Genomic DNA, 16,365 nt, shown 5'->3' with positions numbered 1-16,365 from the left:
GGGCCGAGCCGCTGACTTGACCGCGGCAATTTGGAAATTTGTTACGATGGCCGTCGGCATCGATTGCTCCGCGCCGCGGCGTGCCATCCGTACGCTCTGAGGTCTCCCGTTCCCGCGGAGCGGGGAGAGGGAATTGGTCGGCACAGGCTCATCCGGTGCGCGTGTCGAGGAGCGTCGGTAGATTGGGCGCGAAACGACGGACCGGACCTCGCGCCTTTGTGGGACGCATGATCAAACCTGGCTGGCGGCTGGCGGCGGCACTCGCGGCGTTCTGCACTCTTTCGGCGTGCTCGCCACTGTACGTGCTGCGCGGCGCGTGGGAAGAAGGAAAGATCCTGTCGCGGCGGCGGCCCATCGCCGCGATCGTCGCGGATTCCGCCACGGACGCGCCCACGCGCAACAAGCTTCTGCTGGTGCTGCAGGCCCGCCAGTTCGCCGCGGATTCGCTGCGCCTCAATACCGGCGACAGCTACACGCTCTTTTCGCGGGTGGATTCCGACACGCTGGTGACCGTGGTGTCCGCCGCGTACCGCGATCGTTTTCAGCCGTACACGTGGTGGTTTCCCATCACGGGAAGCGTGCCGTACAAGGGCTTCTTTGACCCGGAAGATGCGGAAAAGGAAGCCCGCCGCCTGCAGGCCCGCGGCTTCGACACGTACGTGCGCCCTTCCGCCGCGTTCAGCACGCTGGGCTGGTTCAACGATCCGCTGCTCAGCACGCTGCTGCGCTACGACGAGGTTTCGCTGGCGAATACCGTCATCCACGAACTGTTCCACAACACCTTTTACGCCCCGGGGCAGGCGGTCTTCAACGAGAGCCTGGCCAACTTCGTGGGCGGCCGCGGCGCCATCGAGTTCTTTTGCGGACGCGACGGGCCCCAGGCGCAGACCTGCGTGACCGCGACTGGCGCGTGGCACGACGACCTGCTGTTCGGCGAGTTTCTGGAGGCGATGGTGGATGATCTGGAGGCGCTGTACGCCCGCCCGGACCTGTCCGCCGACGATAAGCTGCGCGAGCGCGAACGCATCTTCAGCGAGGCGCAGGCGCGGTTTGCGCGCGACGTGCGGCCGCGGCTGCGGGTGGACACGTTCGGCAGCTTTACGCGCGATCCGCTGAACAATGCCACGCTGATTTCGCGGCGCATCTACTACCGGCGGCTGGAACTGTTCGAGCGCGTGTACGAGTCGCGCGGCGGCGACTTCCGCCGCGCGACGCACGACATCGTGGAGGCGGCGCGGGGCAGCCACGCGGATCCATACGCGGGCGTGGCGGCGCTGGTGGGTCCGGGCTGATCGGCTGATGGCGGGTGTTGGATGATTGGGTGCTCGAGATCGTGGCTCGTGCGCGGCGTGTAGTGACGCCCTCACCCCGCGTGCTGCGCACGACGACCCTCTCCCACGAACGGATGTGGGAGAGGGAGCACACACCAGATTGGCTTGGAGGAGAGATCCGGGGGGCATGGCGGGGTTCTGTCCGGCGGTTGAAACCGCGCCTCGATAGACACAAAGTCCGCCTGCGCGGACTGCGGCCCCACCGTTGTTCATCGCCCGAATGCAGTTGAAGCCCCGAACATCGCGCGGAGCGCGTTGTGTCGGGGCTTACGCGTTCTTTGAGCGGCGGATTCATCCGCTCAGGAGACCCGGGCGCGGCAATCACGCTGGTCCGTTCGCACGATCTTTTCCCATTCGCTCGGGAGAGGCGCGGACGGCGGTCCGGCTCGTACATGTGCACGATCGTCCGCATCCGTGCCCAAGCGCTTGCACGGCGGGCGGATGCGCGGGATTGCGGCGCGGCTGGCGCACTTTTCGCGATTTTCCTCTCCTGAATCAGGGCCCTGCGTTCCGAGATCCTCATCCCAGACCGCGACCCGACCGTCGGCGCACCCACAGCCCGCACCCGGCGCTCCCGTCATGGCCCCGCCGGGTGTCCCGACACGATGCTCAAGTCTGTAGCCCTGCGCTTCGGCGCGGCGGAAGGCGATGAACCGCTTCGGTTTACGCCCGGCCCCATGACGGTCTTCGTCGGTCCCAACAACTCGGGAAAGAGCCTCGCCCTGCGCGAGGTGGAGGAGTTCATCGGGTCCGGGGGCGACTCGCCGCGCCACATCATCCGCAAGCTGGGAATCAGGCTTCCGTCTGACGCCACCATCGAGCAGATGCTGCGGTCGCGGGCGCTGGGCGTAAAGGACGGCGCGACGGCGGAAAACGAGATCACCGTCCTCCGTCTGCGGTCACCGGGCGAGTATTCGCGCAGGCGCGCCACGGACACGGCGGAGCCGCTGGTGGAGGCCACCATCGACATCGCCGCGCTCCTTGCGGCGGCGGCGCACGTGGACCACCCCACGGACGAAGAACTCGACATCATCTGCCGCGACCTGCTGGCGCTGTTCACGCTGCGGCTGGACGGGCAGACGCGGCTGGCGCTTACGCAGCCGCAGGCCGCCGCGGCACGGGCCGCCAATCCCACCAACCACCTGGGCGTGCTGTTCCGCGACCACGAGGCTCGCGCGCGCATCCGCGAGATCACGGCGGATGCGTTCGGCCTTTATTTTGTCGTGGACCCCACGGCCGGCTCGCACTTTCGCGTGCGGATGTCGGAGCGCGCGCCGCTGGACAACGACGAGGAGCAGGCCGCCGACGACCGCTCGCGCGCCTTTCACGGCCGCGCCACCGACATCGCGGAAATGAGCGACGGCATCCGCGCGTTCACCGGACTGACCGCCGCGCTGCTCAGCGCCGACTACCGCATCATGCTGGTGGACGAGCCGGAAGCCTTTCTTCATCCGCCACTGACGCGCAAGCTGGGGCGGCGGCTGACGCAGCTGGCGGCGGAGCGGGGGGCCAACGTGCTCGTGGCCACCCATTCGCCGGACTTCGTGATGGGGTGCGTCACTTCCGGCCACGCGGTGAACATCGTGCGGCTGACGCACCGGCACGGAATTCCGGGCGCGCGCATGCTGGCCGCGCACCAGCTGGAAGCCATGATGCGCGATCCGCTGCTGCGCAGCACCGGCGTGCTGGGCGCCATGTTCCACGAGGGCGCCGTGGTGTGCGAGGCGGACGCGGACCGCGTGTACTACCAGGAGATCAACGACCGCATGCTGGCGCACCGCTCCGGCGGGGCCGACGGATGCGTGTTCCTGAACGCGCAGAACAAGCAGACGGTGCGGCGCATCATCCGGCCGCTGCGCGAGATGGGTCTGCCCGCGGCGGCCATTCTGGACCTGGACCTGCTCAAGGGGCGCGAGGACTTTCGCGACCTGCTGCACGCGGCGTTCGTTCCGCAGGTGTTCTGGGAGCCGTGGGAGCAGTCGCGGCGCCTGCTGCACCAGAAGATGAACAACGCGCACTACAAGGACGGCGGCATCTATCGCCTGAACGGCGAGGCGCGCGACCAGTTCGAACTGCTGCTGGACAACCTGGCCGAGTATGGCGTGTTTCTGGTGCCGGCGGGCGAGTTGGAGTGCTGGATGCCGGAGCTGGGGGTGAGCGGGCACGGGCCGGAATGGCTCACGCAGGTCTTTAACCGGATGGGGATGGACCCGTCGGACGGCACGTACCAGCGTCCGGGAACCAGTGGCGTGTGGCGCTTCATGCAGCGCGTGGCGGGGTGGATCGCGGAGCCGCGGCGAAAGGGGATGCGCGAGGAAAGCGTCCCCGTGCAGCGGCAGCTGGCGCGTCCGGAGCCGCCGGAGCCGGGCGTGCCCGTGCTGAGCCTGGAGCCCGCGCCGGAGGTGGAGCCCGAGCCGGCCCCGCGGGATCGCGACCGGGACAAGGATCGGGATCGCGGGCCGGATGACGGGAGGCGTCAGGCGGTGGCGTGAGGGGATTGTTGGGGCGGTGGATTCTTCGTGGAACCAAAGGATGGGCGTGGCGGCGGGCTGGGGCCCTCACCCCGCGTGCTGCGCACGACGACCCTCTCCCACGAACAGATGTGGGAGAGGGAGCACACCCCGGAATCGTGCGGGAGCCAGATCAGTTGAAGCCCCGAACATCGCGCGGAGCGCGTTGTGTCGGGGCTTTGCGCTTCTGGAGCGGCGGATTCATCCGCTCCGGCGCGCCCAAAAGGCGTCAGTCGGGCAGGAGATCGGTTCCGCGGATACGGCGGACGATCACGCCGATCACTCCCGCGATGGTGCCGCCGATCGTCGCCCAGGTCAATGCGGTGCCCGCGATCACTCCGGGCATTCCCAGCACCATCCCGATCAGGACGAAGGGAAATCCGGCCAGCAACGCCATATAGCCGTACGCCTCGCCGGCATCGATGGATGCCGAACCGGGCCCGCGCATGAAGTACCAGTACACGTACCCCGCGAGCGCGAACCCCACTACGGCGCCGATCCCGGCACCCCAGCGGATCCAGCGCGCCAGTCCGGGAGAAAAGAACGGAAAAAGCATCGTGAGCGGGGGCAAGGCGGAGCGGTTCATGATGGAAGGCAGGTGGGGAGAGAACGCCGCCGGGCAACACCGATCGACCAGATGGCAGATGGAGAAACGCGGGCCCGGACTCCGGGCCCGCGTTCGTCGTGTGGCGGGTAGCGGATGTCAGCCGGTGAGGCCGAGCTTCTGCCGCACCCGTTCCGCCACCAGCGCCTCCATCGTCTGCTTCGTGTGGCAGACGGCCATCAGCGCGTTGGCGCCCGTGGCGCCGCGCGCGCTGGCCCGCAGTCCCGTCTCCAGGCGCGAAGTGGCGGCCGTGCTCCCGGGCTGCACCGTGCTCTGCAGATCCATGCGGATCTCGTTCTGCGCGGCGATCTCCGCGCCGAACTGGCCGCTGCCGCAGTCAAAGAACTGCGTGGCGCTGCGGCCCTGAAAGCGCCGGCTGATGACGGCGCCCCGCACGGCCACGGTGCGCCGGGGCGCGTCCGCGGTCGCCTGCAGCCCCAGTTCCTGGTAGACGGCGGGGAGCACCGCCCATACGCGGTCCACCGGCGCGGCGATGTCCGCGCCGATCAGGCGGAACTGCGTGGAGGTGGACACGCTGAGCGCGTCGCCGCTGGCGATGACCTGTGTGTTTTCGCCGCCGGTGGCGCCGGTCTGCCCCGGCGCTCCGGGCGTGGTGCCGCCCCGGGTTGCCGGAGCGCAGGCGGCCAGGACGGCGAGGGCGAGGATGGATGCGCGCATGGGAGCTCAGGGGCTGCGGGTAGGCCGGTTCACCCGCTGAACGTATGCCGCCGCTCCATGGCGTGCAATCCGCTCCCGCCCGCACGGCCGGGAGGTTCGGTTCGCGCGATGTTCATCCGCTCCGCGAGAGGCGCATCATGGCGGGATTCCGGTAATCACGCTTCGCGCCTACCTTGAACCGGCCCGCCATCCGTCATCCCCGGTTCCCATCAAAACCCGCTGCCCGCCATGAGAACGCTCGCGCTGATACTGCTGCCGCTCCTGATCGCCGCGCCGATGCGTGCGCAGTCCGTCGAGGCCGCGGCCGGCAACATCCTGTATCGCCCGCGCTGCGGGGTCCAGGCGCGCACCCTCACCCGGTCCGGGCAGGATTCGGAGCCGCGGCTTTCCGCGGACGGCGCGCAGGTGGCGTTCGTCCGCACGGGCGCCGCCGGCGGGGAGCCGTCGTCCATCTGGATCGTGCGGACGGATGGAAGCGGTCTCCGCCGCCTGGTGCAGTCGCGCGCGGACGAGGCGCCGGAGCGGAACCTGGAAGGGTTGCGCGGCCCCGTCTTTTCGCCGGACGGAGCGCGCGTCTACTTCCGGAGTGCCGCCTGGGCGACGTCGAACGCCGTCCACGTCGCCGACCTGGCGACCGGTGCGGAACGGTACCTGATCCCCGGCAACAGCGTGGACGTGGTGCCCGCGGGTTCATACGCCGGCCACCTGCTGGTCGACCAGCATCGCTACCATCTGGCCGGCGGATCGTACGACTGGACCTGGCTGTTCACCCCGGACGGCCGCGAGGTGGGGTCCATCGGCGAAACGGAGGGTGCGGTGCGGGATTTTCTCGAGGCGGAGGCAGGCCCTCTGCCGGAGCCGTCCTGCCGCTGACGCGCATCTTCATCGATCCTGGAAAGAAAGTCCGTCCGTAACGATTATGGGAGAAGGTGAGAAAAGTCTGGCATTGCGGATGCGTCGGTACTATCTCTGAGACAGAAGCATCTCGCATCCGTGACCGCGTTGTTACATGACACGCGGCCCCGTTCCCGTGCCGTGGGGCCTCATCATGCCCATCTCTCCCCGCATTCTCCTGGTCGGCGCATCGCTGATGGCCGCCGCCTGCGCCCCGTTCGCCTCCGCCGCGGATGAGAGTTCGCAGCTGAGCGACGCGCGGGCGGACTCGGACCGCGGCTGCCGCGGCGCCGGCGCCCCGCGCGAGCTGCCCTCCGCCGACGCGATGGTGGACTCCGCCGCGCTTTCCACAGAACTCGCGCGCCTGTGGAGCCAGGCGGGACAGCCGGCCGGCCACGTGCTGCTGGCCATGCGCTACGACGAGGACGGCACCAACGTGCGCCGCGACGTCATGGAGCACCGCGTGACCGACGCGCTGGCGGATTCGGTGCAGCGGCTGGTGTTTGCCGCGCGCCGCACCACGCAGCCGGCGGAGCGCGAATGGGGCGTGCGGATGCGGGTGGACCTGGGCGCCCGGCCGGTTCTGCGTGTGGCGCGCAGCCAGGAGTGCCGCGCCGAGCCGGTGCAGCGCAGCGATCCGGCGCTGGCCGGCACCTATTCCGGATGGGGCGACATCCGCGATTCCGCCCCGCCGCCCACCATGGCCGAGGGCGGGCTGGTGTGGGTGCGGGTGGCGCTGGATGAGTCGGGACGGGTGACGGACGCGCACGTGGAGCGCAGCGCGGCGCGCGTGTTCGCCAACCAGCGCCTGCTGCAGTACGTGCGGATGATCGCCTTCAATCCGGCCACCGTGGACGGCTATCCCGTCCCCGGCGAAGCCACCATCCCCCTGCGGGTTCGCTGAGCGCGAGGGGCCCCGCCGTGGTGGGGCCCCTTTTCAAGCCGCTTCGCCGCGAGTATCCTCCATCATCACACGCTTCACCGCCGCCCCCGCGCGGCCGTACGCGCCCGCCGCGGACGGCGGCGCGGCACCGTCCGGCGTTCCGCACCCCAGCCCCCGTCCTGATGAGGCTTGCCGCCGCGCTCGCGCTGGTTCCGGCCTTTCTGCTGACCGCGTGCGCCAGTGTGCACCGCGGCCCGCCGACGGCCGCCGGGTATCCGGAAGCCGTGTCGCTGCTGTCGGCCCCGCTGTACGCGCCCGCGCTTTCGCTGGAAACCCGGCAGCGTCTGGCGGCGGACCTGGATTCCGCCTACGCCGTGTACCAGCGCGATCCCGAGAACGCGGACGCCATCCTGTGGCTGGGCCGGCGCGTGGCCTATCTGGGCCGCTACCGCGACGCCATCGAGATCTTTGGCGAGGGGATCCGCAAGCACCCCACGGACGCACGCTTCTACCGCCACCGCGGGCACCGGCTCATCACCGTGCGCGAGTTCGGCCGGGCGCAGCGCGACCTGGAGCGCGCCGCGCTGCTCATCCGCGGAAAGCCGGACCAGGAAGAGCCGGACGGCGTGCCCAACGCGCGCAACGAGCCGCGCACCACGCTGGCGTTCAACGTGTGGTACCACCTGGGGCTGGCGTACTACCTTCGCGGCGACTTCACGCGCGGCGCCGCGGCGTTCGGCAACGCGCTCATCGTGTCGCGCAACGACGACGCGCGGGTGGCGGCAAGCGACTGGCTGTACATGAGCTACCGCCGCCTCGGACGAAAGGAAGAGGCGGAGCGGGTGCTGCAGGGAATCCGCCCCGACATGGACGTGGTGGAAAACGGCGCCTACCTGCGCCGCCTGCTGATGTACCGCGGCGAGCTTTCGCCGGACTCGCTGTTGGCGCCCGGTTCCGCCGACGCGCTCACGCTGGCCACGCAGGGGTACGGCGTGGGCAACTGGTACCTGTACAACGGCCGCCCCGACCAGGCCGAGGAAATCTTCTGGCGCATCACCTCGGCGGAAAACTGGGCTCCCTTCGGCTACATCGCCGCGGAGGCCGACCTTCGCCGCATCCTGCGCCGCCGCGGAGAACGGTAGGCGCGCACCCTTTCCGGCACTCCCGGGCTTCGTGCTGAAGCCCATCCATCATCATCGCACAAAGGACCCGACCCAATGCGTGTTTCCACACGGATCGCCCTCGCCGCCGCGCCGCTGCTCGTCATCGGCCTTGCCGCCAACGCACCCGCGCGCGAAGTGGCGCCGGTTCCCGCCATCGCCGCGCCCGCCGCGCCGGTAACCTGGCGCATCGACGCGTCGCATTCCGAACTGTCGTTCCGCATCCGCCACCTGGTGAGCCGGGTGAACGGCGGCTTCAACCAGTGGAGCGGCACCATCGTGGCGGACCCGGCCAGCCTGGCCGGCGGCTCGGTGCAGGTGGACATTCAGACCGCCAGCATCGACACCAACAACGAGCGCCGCGACACGCACCTGAAGTCCGCCGACTTCTTTGACGCGCCCAACCACCCGGTCATCACCTTTCGCAGCACGCGGGTGACGATGGACGGCCGCGACCTGCGCGTGGCGGGAAATCTGACGATCCGCGGCACCACCAAGCCGGTGGTGCTCACCGGCCGCATGCTGGAGGTGGCGGGCGCGCCCGGCCGCCGCCGCATCGGCTTCGAGGCGCAGACCACGATCAACCGCATGGACTACGGCGTCAGCTGGAACCGCGCGGCCGAGGGCGGCGGCGTGACGCTGGGGGACGAGGTCACCATCAACATCGCGGTAGAAGCGGTGGAGCAGGCCGCCGCGTCCTGATCCGCGGATGACAGGCGGACCGGGAGCGCTGTTCACCATCGGCCACAGCACGCGGACGATCGGTGAGTTCGTCGCGCTGCTGGCGGCAAACGGAGTGGAACTGCTGGTGGATGTGCGGCGCTTTCCCGGCTCGCGGCGCCACCCGCAGTTCGGCTCCGAGGCGCTGGCCGGATCGCTGCGCGAGGCGGGGATGGACTACCGCCACGCGGAGGCGCTGGGCGGGCGGCGGCGCGCCGAGGCGGGCGCGGCGCCATCGCCCAACACGGCGTGGCGCAACGACGCCTTTCGCGCCTACGCCGATTACATGGCGACGGCGCCCTTCCGCGCGGAGATCGACCGGCTGCTGGCGGATTCAGAGTCGCGGCGCGTGGTGATCATGTGCGCGGAGGCGGTGCCCTGGCGGTGCCACCGCCGGCTGATTACGGATGCGCTGCTGGCGCGCGGGGCGGAGGTGAGCGACATCGTGAGCCTGGCCGCGCCCGCGCCGGCGCGGATGTCGGCGGGGGCGGTGGTGCAGGCGGACGGAACGATCGTCTACCCGGCCACGCCCCAGGCGGACCTGTTCGGCGGATGAGGAGCGCCGGGCGCTGATCTTGCGGGTTCCCGGGCGGGACGCGCCGGTGAGGCGGCCCTAGCCGTGCCGCGGAGGCACGGCGTTTCTACGTCATGAGATCGTTTTCGGACTCCGCATGCCAAGGACCATACTTCTCGCCGACGATCACGAGGACAACCGGATCGCGCTCACCGCCGTGCTGGAGCGCGACGGATACAACGCGCTGGAGGCCGCGGACGGGCGCGAGGCGGTGGACAAGGTGCGCGAGCACATGCCGGATCTGGTGCTGATGGATCTGGCGATGCCGGTGATGGACGGGCGCGCGGCCATGCTGGAGCTTCGCGCGGATCCGCGCACCCGCGACGTTCCCATCGTGCTGCTGACGGCGATGGCGCTGTCGGTGGACCGGGACCGGATCATCGCGGAGGGGTTCGACGGGCTGCTGATCAAGCCCTGCCTGCCGCCGCACCTGCTGCAGGAGGTGCGGCGGCTCGTCGGGCCGCCGGAGGACGCGGAGGGGTGATCGGCTGGATCGCGGTTTTATCGAAGATGTGAAACAGAAAGCGCCCTGCCGGGAGTTGACGGCGGGGCGCTTTCTCATGCATCAAGGCGGCCCCCACCCGGGCCGGCACCACCGGCCCACCCTCCCCCAAAAAAGAATGGGGGAGGGTTGGGGGCGGGCGGATGGTTCGGGGTGAATCTGAGAGTGCCGGGCGTGAGCGGAGTGGGTTGAGCGAATGAATCCGCCGCTCCAACAGCGGTAACCCCCGACACGACGCCCACAGGCGCCGTTCGGGGCTTCAACTGCATCGTGGGACGACGGTCAACGCCGCGGAAGCGGTCCGCGGCGGCGGACATCGTGTTGTTCAAGGCGCGGTTCCAACCGCCGGGCGACAGCGGCCGGCGTGCACCGATGTTCGCCCTCGCGCTGAGGTCTCCCTTCCCCCAGGGTTTTTGGGGGAAGGGCCGGGGATGGGGGCCCCTCTCCGCATGCGCCGATGTTGGAGTTCGCGCCCAACCTGCTGTGGGGGTGTGGCCTACCCGTTGACCCGTGGCCGCCCCTCATCTCACCCCCGCGCCCCCTTCCGTTACCCCCCGCGTCCTCCGCGTGAAACGGTTTTCGTGGCCGCCCGTACGGAGCCGCAGATGCGCAACGGAGCGTCCGTTGCACCCGCGGTCCCGAAGACGCGGAAGGCGCCACGAAGTGTCCGGCCCGGATCTGGCGGGAACCGATGGCCCACTTGGCTTTACAAGGGGCATCGGCCGCCACGCATCGTGGCGCGCCGGATCGTGGCACCCCGGCGCGCCCCGCGCGGCCGGATACCCGTTCATCCGACAATCATGCGCGACTCCCTGATCACCCGCACGGCGGCGCTGGCGCTGGCCGCCGCGACCGCCGCCTGCGCCACTGTGCAGAACAGCAACGACATCTCCGCCGACGCACCCGCTGCCTCGGCCCCCGCGCCCGCGCGCGGCAGCAACCCGCTGCTGGCCCCGTGGACCGGCCCGTACGGCGGCGTTCCGCCCTTTAACCAGGTGCGCATCGCCGACTTCCAGCCCGCCATGGAGGCCGCCATGGCCGAGCAGCTGGCGGAAATCGAGCGGATCGCCTCCAATCCGGCGGCGCCCACGTTCGAGAACACCATCGCCGCCATGGAGCGCGCCGGCCGCACGCTGGACCGCGTGAGCACGGTGTACGGCGTGTGGAGCAGCACCATGAACGGCCCGGAGTTCCAGGCCGTGGAGCGCGAGATGGCGCCGCGCCTGGCCGCGTTCAGCGACCAGATCACCGGCAACGAGGCGCTCTTCCGGCGCATTGAGGCCGTCTACAACTCGCCCGACAAGGCGCGCCTCACGCCGGAGCAGCAGCGGCTTGCCTGGCTGCGCTACACCGACTTCGTGCGCTCCGGCGCGCGGCTGCGCGGCGCGCAGAAGGCGCGGCTTTCCGAGATCAACCAGGCGCTGGCCGGGCTGTACACCAAGTTCAGCCAGAACGTGCTCAAGGACGAGAGCGAGCAGACGCTGGTCATCGACAGCGAAGCACAGCTCGCCGGGCTTCCCCAGTCGCTGCGCGCCGCCGCCGCCGCCGAGGCCACCAGCCGCGGGATGACGGGCAAGTGGGTGATCAGCAACACCCGCTCATCCATCGACCCGTTCCTGACGTATTCCGAGAACCGCGGCCTGCGCGAGCGCGCGTGGCGCATGTTCGTGGACCGCGGCGACAAGGGCGAAACGGACAACAACGCCACTATCTCCCAGATCCTGAAGCTGCGGGTGGAGCGCGCCAACCTGCTGGGCTATCCCACGCACGCGCACTGGCGGCTTGAGAATGCCATGGCCAAGACGCCGGAAAACTCCATGCAGCTGATGGAAGCGGTGTGGACGCCGGCCGTGGCGCGCGTGCGGCAGGAAGTGGCCGACATGCAGGCCGTGGCCAACGCCGAGCGCGCCAACATCACCATCGAGCCGTGGGACTACCGGTTCTACGCCGAAAAGGTGCGCAAGGCCAAGTACGACCTGGACCAGAACGAGGTCAAGCCGTACCTGCAGCTCGACAAGCTGCGCGAGGGGATGTTCTGGGTGGCCGGCGAGCTGTTCGGCTTTCAGTTCACGCCGGTGACGGACGTTCCCGTCTATCATCCCGACGTGACGGTGTACCGGGTGACGGACCGGGCCAGCGGCCGGCAGATCGGCGTGTGGTACTTTGATCCGTACGCCCGGCAGGGCAAGCGTTCCGGCGCGTGGATGAATGCGTACCGCAATCAGGAGCGGTTCGACGGCGAAGTCACCACCATCGTCAGCAACAACAGCAACTTCGTAAAGGGAAGCGCCGGCGAGCCCGTCCTGATCTCGTGGGACGACGCGACCACGCTGTTCCACGAGTTCGGGCACGCGCTGCACGGGCTTTCGAGCAACGTCAATTATCCCACGCTGTCGGGAACCGCTGTGTCGCGCGACTACGTGGAGTTCCCGTCGCAGCTGCTGGAGCGCTGGCTGAGCACGCCGCAGGTGCTGAACCGCTTTGCGCTGCACTACCAGACCGGCGCGCCCATTCCGCAGGCGCTGGTGGACCGCATCAAGCAGGCGGGCACGTTCAACCAGGGCTTCGCCACGGTGGAATACCTGTCGAGCGCGCTGATTGACATGAAGCTGCACCTGGCCGGAAACGCGGACATCGACCCGCGCGCGTTCGAGCGCGAGACGCTGGCGCAGCTGGGGATGCCGCGCGAGATCGTGATGCGCCACCGCACGCCGCAGTTCGGGCACGTGTTCAGCAGCGACGGGTATTCGGCCGGCTACTACAGCTACCTGTGGAGCGACGTGCTGAGCGCCGACGCGGCCGAGGCGTTCGCCGAGGCGCCGGGCGGGTACTACGATCCCGAGGTCGCGCGGCGGCTGCGGGAGTACGTGTTCCAGGTGGGGAACACGGTGGACCCGGCGGAGGCGTACCGTGCGTTCCGCGGGCGCGATCCCAGCGTGGACGCGCTCATGCGCCGCCGCGGCTTCCCGACCACGTCGGCTCCCGCCGCGCGCCCCTGACCGCGCGAGGGTGGATGAGCGGCATCGTTTCCGCCGATGAAGGACGTTGACTTCGGTCGATGAACCGCGGCGGTTCCGGTGGATGAGCGGCGGCCGGCGATCCTCGTGATCGCCGGCCGTCTCTCAATCACGACGGATGATGCGATGGATCACATCCGTTGATCCGCCGAGCGCAAGGCCGCCGCCGATCCCCGGCACGAGAGCGGATGAATCCGCCGCTCCAGAAGCGGTAAGCCCCGACAACGGCCGCTGGCGCGTCCGGTTCGGGGCTTCAACTGCATGGAATCGCCACCTGCGCCGCGGTGTGCTTTCGTGGTTAGGTCTCCCTTTCTCCCGCGGAGCGGGGGAGAGGGCCGGGGAGAGGGGGCCCTTTCCGGCGAGCGGTCCCATCCGAAGCACACCGGTTTCAGTTCCTCGGCCCTTGAGACTAACCGGATCATGGTTCCGGGGTACGGATCTGGTATTCCGACGAAGTTCTTTCAATCGAGGATGCTGCTGGTGTCGTCTTCTGACACCCAGTGCGCGTCCGTGTCCGAAATAGAAAGCGTGTGTTCGCTCGATGAAGAAGGCAATCCTGATTCTGGGTCTCTGGGACGGCCTGTGCTGGCTGATTCTGGGAAGCATTCTCGCTCCGGTGACACCCGGCGGATGGCTGGCGATCCTGGTGGTGGCGCTCATGCTGTTTCTGCCGATCATCGGTTTTGTGAAGCGGATGACATCGGGCGGGTACCCGTCGGTGTTCACCCGCGTGTGGGTGATGCGGCCGTTCTGGTACGGGCAGCTGTTCCTCCCTTTTCTCGCCATCGCCGCGCTCGTGGGACTGGTCGCCGGGCTGCCGTTCGGCGCCGCGCAGGTGTCGGGGCGATGGGCGGTGGCCGGCCTCGGCGCGCTCCTGCTGGTCCTGTCCGTCTGGGGATACATCGGCACGCGGCGGCTGGTGTTGCGGCCGCTGGACATCCGCATCGACGGACTTCCAGAGGGGCTGGACGGGATGCGGATTGTGCAGCTTTCCGATCTGCACGTGGGCCCGCACACGCCGCGGCGGCACCTGGCGCGCATCCGCGACGCGGTGCACAACGCCCGCCCGGACGTGATCGTGCTCACGGGCGATCAGGTGGACGACTACGCGCGCGACGTGGAGCCGCTGGGCGCCGCGCTGGGCGGATTGTCGGCGCCGATGGGCGTGTTCGCGATTGCGGGCAACCACGACGTGTACGCGGGATGGAGCGCCGTGCGCGCGGGGATGGAGCGGCTGGGCTGGCGCGTGCTCGTGAACGACGCCGTGCCGATGGAGCGGAACGGAAGCCGGTTCTGGATGGGCGGCACCGGCGATCCCGCGGGCCGCGGCGGGTTCGGCGTCGCGGCGGGGGAGGTCGCGCCGGACGTGGAGCGGACGCTCGCGCGGGTGCCGGCGGACGCGTTCACGGTGGTGCTGGCGCACAATCCCGCGCTGTGGCCGCAACTGGCGGCGCGCGGCGTGGACCTGACGCTCAGCGGGCATACGCACTACGGGCAGCTCGCCATCCCGCGGCTGCGGTGGAGCGTGGCGTCAGTCTTTCTGGAGCACGCGATGGGGCTGTACCGCAGTGGCGGTTCGGTGCTGTACATCAACCCGGGCACCAACTACTGGGGAATCCCGTTCCGCGTCGGCACGCCGCCGGAGGTTACGGTGGTGACGCTGCGGCGGGGCGGCTGATCGGGCGCACGTCGCCGAGTTCAGGGCGGCCCCCACCCGGGCCGGCACCACCGGCCCACCCTCCCCCAAAAAAGACTGAGGGAGGGTTGGGGCGGGGCGGACAGATCGGTGAGGAAGGTGGAACCGGGCGTGGGCTCGAAGTGGGTTGAGCGAATGAATCCGCCGCTCAAACAGCGGTAAGCCCCGACTCGCGGCCGCTATCGCGTCCACGATCGGGGCTTCAACTGCGTTCACTGACAAGGACGGCGACGCGCGACAAACCGTCCGCCGCGCCGAACGGCTCCCCCTCTCCCGCTTGCGGGAGAGGGGGCTGGGGGGTGAGGGCAGCCTCGGCATGCGCCTCAACCATCTGAACCGCGCGCCCTTCCGTTCCGCCTCGTTCGACCTCCGTCCACGCGAAAACGGCCGGCCCTGAACCAGGGCCGGCCGTTCGTCATCCATCCACCCACCCGGCGATTACTCCGCCGTGGCGGGAAGCGCGAGGTCGCCCACGTAGTAGGCGATCACGGTGCGCTGAAGCAGCAGGGCGTTTCGGGCGGTGACCACCGCGCTCGCCGCCTCCACCTGCAGCGCCCGCGCCTGCGTCACCTCAAGCAGCGCCGCCGCGCCCACGCGGTACCGCTCGCGCGACGCGTCCAGCGCCCGCTGCGCCGCTTCCAGCTGCGCCTGCGCGGCCTCCAGCTGCGCGCCGGCGGCCTGGTGGTCCAGGTACGCGCGCCGCACCTCTACCGCCACGTTGTTGCGCTGGGTTTCCAGCGCGATCCGCGCGTTGTCCACCACCAGGTTCGCCCGCTGCGTGGCGGCGGAGGTGGCGCCGCGGTCAAACAGCGGCAGCGACACGCCGATGGACACCGATCCGCCGCGACGGTCGTTCAACTGGTCGAACAGCGCCGCGTCGTTGGCGCTGGTGAACGCCGTGTTGTATCCCGCACTGACGGAAACCGTGGGCAGCGTTCCCGCCTTGGCGGCGCGCACGCCTTGCTGCGCGGCCGCCTCTTCCCGCTGGAGCGCAGCGAGGTCCACGCGGCTGGCCAGCGCCCGGTTCACCAGCGAATCCAGCGACAGGTTCGCCGCGGGAACGATGCGGTCCGTGTCGCCAACGGTGAACTCGTACGCGCCGCGCGCATCCAGCTGCAGCGCCTGCACCAAGTCCGTCTTGCCCAGCTCCACGTCGCGCTGCGCCTGCACCAGCTGCGCGCGGGACGCCGCCACGCTCGCCTGCTGCTGGTACAGATCGCTCACCGGCCGGGTGCGCGCGTTCACCATCGCCTGGATCTGCGCCAGCTCCGCCTCGCGCGCGGCCAGATCCTCGCGCCGCACGCGAAGCTGCTCCTGCGCGCTCTGCAGCGCGGTGAAGCCGCTGGCCACCGTGAACACCGCCGTCTGCCGCGCCCGCGTGAGGTCCGCCGTGCTGGCGTCCCGCCCCAGCTCCGCCGCGCGAAGCTGCGCGCTGCGCGCTGAGCCGTCGAACAGCACCAAGCTGCTGCTGATTCCCGCGTTCATCGACTGCGTGGTGCCGAATACGCCGCCCGTGGACCCGTTGTCCACGCTGGTGCCGCCCAGACTCTGCGCGCCACTGGTGGTCAACTGCAGGCTGGGAAGAAACTGCTGCCGGCTCTGCCGCACGGTGGCGGCATCCGCGGAAACCGCGTTCTGCGCCAGCCGCACGCCCGCGCTCTGCTCCAGCGCCAGCAAAAGCGCTTCGCCGTATCCGATGGTGCGCGGCGCCGCGGTCTGTGCGGCGGCCGGCACGGCGCCCAGCAGCGCCGCCATCGCCAAAGTCCGTCCAATCGTCTTCATCATCAACCCCTGTA

13 protein-coding genes are annotated in these 16,365 nt (G+C 69.8%); 10 read left to right on the top strand and 3 right to left on the bottom strand.

All coding sequences use genetic code 11. The annotated features are described in order from the left end of the window. Positions 1–227 precede the first annotated feature (227 nt). Positions 228–1,292 carry an aminopeptidase gene (locus tag HNQ61_RS16790; protein WP_170032549.1) on the top strand — a complete coding sequence of 355 codons (1,065 nt, stop codon included), beginning with the start codon at positions 228–230 and terminating at the stop codon, positions 1,290–1,292. 644 nt (positions 1,293–1,936) lie between these two features. After that, entirely contained in the window at positions 1,937–3,823 is a 1,887-nt protein-coding gene (locus tag HNQ61_RS16785; RefSeq protein ID WP_170032546.1) for an ATP-dependent nuclease, read from the top strand. Positions 3,824–4,070: 247 nt separating this feature from the next. On the opposite strand, the gene HNQ61_RS16780 is transcribed toward HNQ61_RS16785, so the two are convergent. Continuing rightward, positions 4,071–4,427 carry a hypothetical protein gene (locus tag HNQ61_RS16780; protein WP_170032544.1) on the bottom strand — a complete coding sequence of 119 codons (357 nt, stop codon included), beginning with the start codon at positions 4,425–4,427 and terminating at the stop codon, positions 4,071–4,073. A 117-nt stretch (positions 4,428–4,544) separates the two neighbouring features. Then, positions 4,545–5,123: a hypothetical protein gene (locus HNQ61_RS16775; protein ID WP_170032542.1), complete on the bottom strand. Its 579-nt coding sequence runs from the start codon at positions 5,121–5,123 to the stop codon at positions 4,545–4,547. A 228-nt stretch (positions 5,124–5,351) separates the two neighbouring features. Here HNQ61_RS16775 and HNQ61_RS16770 point away from each other — a divergent pair, with 228 nt between their 5' ends. The 8 genes from HNQ61_RS16770 (at position 5,352) to HNQ61_RS16735 (ending at position 14,551) form a co-directional block, all read left to right on the top strand. Then, a complete protein-coding gene (locus tag HNQ61_RS16770) occupies positions 5,352–5,996 on the top strand; it encodes a TolB family protein (RefSeq protein WP_170032540.1) in 645 nt (214 codons plus the stop codon). A gap of 175 nt (positions 5,997–6,171) precedes the next feature. Beyond that, on the top strand, positions 6,172–6,921 hold the full coding sequence (locus tag HNQ61_RS16765) for an energy transducer TonB family protein (RefSeq protein ID WP_170032538.1): 750 nt from the start codon (positions 6,172–6,174) through the stop codon (positions 6,919–6,921). Positions 6,922–7,082: 161 nt separating this feature from the next. Beyond that, positions 7,083–8,042, top strand: a complete 960-nt coding sequence (locus HNQ61_RS16760; RefSeq protein ID WP_170032536.1) for a tetratricopeptide repeat protein — start codon at positions 7,083–7,085, stop codon at positions 8,040–8,042. A gap of 75 nt (positions 8,043–8,117) precedes the next feature. Then, positions 8,118–8,762 carry a YceI family protein gene (locus HNQ61_RS16755; protein ID WP_170032534.1) on the top strand — a complete coding sequence of 215 codons (645 nt, stop codon included), beginning with the start codon at positions 8,118–8,120 and terminating at the stop codon, positions 8,760–8,762. A 7-nt stretch (positions 8,763–8,769) separates the two neighbouring features. Continuing rightward, positions 8,770–9,336 (top strand): DUF488 domain-containing protein, encoded by a 567-nt coding sequence (locus HNQ61_RS16750; protein ID WP_170032532.1) that lies wholly within the window; start codon positions 8,770–8,772, stop codon positions 9,334–9,336. 115 nt (positions 9,337–9,451) lie between these two features. Then, positions 9,452–9,838: a response regulator gene (locus tag HNQ61_RS16745; protein ID WP_170032530.1), complete on the top strand. Its 387-nt coding sequence runs from the start codon at positions 9,452–9,454 to the stop codon at positions 9,836–9,838. 818 nt (positions 9,839–10,656) lie between these two features. Then, entirely contained in the window at positions 10,657–12,855 is a 2,199-nt protein-coding gene (locus tag HNQ61_RS16740) for a M3 family metallopeptidase (protein WP_170032528.1), read from the top strand. Between the two features lie 559 nt (positions 12,856–13,414). Next, positions 13,415–14,551: a metallophosphoesterase gene (locus HNQ61_RS16735; protein ID WP_170032526.1), complete on the top strand. Its 1,137-nt coding sequence runs from the start codon at positions 13,415–13,417 to the stop codon at positions 14,549–14,551. Positions 14,552–15,007: 456 nt separating this feature from the next. Here HNQ61_RS16735 and HNQ61_RS16730 read toward each other — a convergent pair whose 3' ends face one another. After that, a complete protein-coding gene (locus HNQ61_RS16730) occupies positions 15,008–16,351 on the bottom strand; it encodes a TolC family protein (RefSeq protein ID WP_183685718.1) in 1,344 nt (447 codons plus the stop codon). Positions 16,352–16,365: the final 14 nt, after the last annotated feature.

Origin of the sequence: Longimicrobium terrae (genome assembly GCF_014202995.1) — a bacterium.
GTDB classification, from domain to species: domain Bacteria; phylum Gemmatimonadota; class Gemmatimonadetes; order Longimicrobiales; family Longimicrobiaceae; genus Longimicrobium; species Longimicrobium terrae.
Note: the sequence above shows the minus strand (reverse complement) of the source record. Positions and strands in the feature narration are given on the sequence as shown.

Excerpts from the sequence above, each read along its gene's own strand:
- HNQ61_RS16730 (WP_183685718.1), bottom strand. The coding sequence starts at position 16,351 with ATGAAGACGATTGGACGGACTTTGGCGATGGCGGCGCTGCTGGGCGCC.
- HNQ61_RS16740 (WP_170032528.1), top strand. The coding sequence starts at position 10,657 with ATGCGCGACTCCCTGATCACCCGCACGGCGGCGCTGGCGCTGGCCGCC.
- HNQ61_RS16755 (WP_170032534.1), top strand. The coding sequence starts at position 8,118 with ATGCGTGTTTCCACACGGATCGCCCTCGCCGCCGCGCCGCTGCTCGTC.
- HNQ61_RS16770 (WP_170032540.1), top strand. The coding sequence starts at position 5,352 with ATGAGAACGCTCGCGCTGATACTGCTGCCGCTCCTGATCGCCGCGCCG.
- HNQ61_RS16765 (WP_170032538.1), top strand. The coding sequence starts at position 6,172 with ATGCCCATCTCTCCCCGCATTCTCCTGGTCGGCGCATCGCTGATGGCC.
- HNQ61_RS16735 (WP_170032526.1), top strand. The coding sequence starts at position 13,415 with ATGAAGAAGGCAATCCTGATTCTGGGTCTCTGGGACGGCCTGTGCTGG.
- HNQ61_RS16780 (WP_170032544.1), bottom strand. The coding sequence starts at position 4,427 with ATGAACCGCTCCGCCTTGCCCCCGCTCACGATGCTTTTTCCGTTCTTT.
- HNQ61_RS16790 (WP_170032549.1), top strand. The coding sequence starts at position 228 with ATGATCAAACCTGGCTGGCGGCTGGCGGCGGCACTCGCGGCGTTCTGC.
- HNQ61_RS16775 (WP_170032542.1), bottom strand. The coding sequence starts at position 5,123 with ATGCGCGCATCCATCCTCGCCCTCGCCGTCCTGGCCGCCTGCGCTCCG.
- HNQ61_RS16750 (WP_170032532.1), top strand. The coding sequence starts at position 8,770 with ATGACAGGCGGACCGGGAGCGCTGTTCACCATCGGCCACAGCACGCGG.
- HNQ61_RS16745 (WP_170032530.1), top strand. The coding sequence starts at position 9,452 with ATGCCAAGGACCATACTTCTCGCCGACGATCACGAGGACAACCGGATC.
- HNQ61_RS16785 (WP_170032546.1), top strand. The coding sequence starts at position 1,937 with ATGCTCAAGTCTGTAGCCCTGCGCTTCGGCGCGGCGGAAGGCGATGAA.
- HNQ61_RS16760 (WP_170032536.1), top strand. The coding sequence starts at position 7,083 with ATGAGGCTTGCCGCCGCGCTCGCGCTGGTTCCGGCCTTTCTGCTGACC.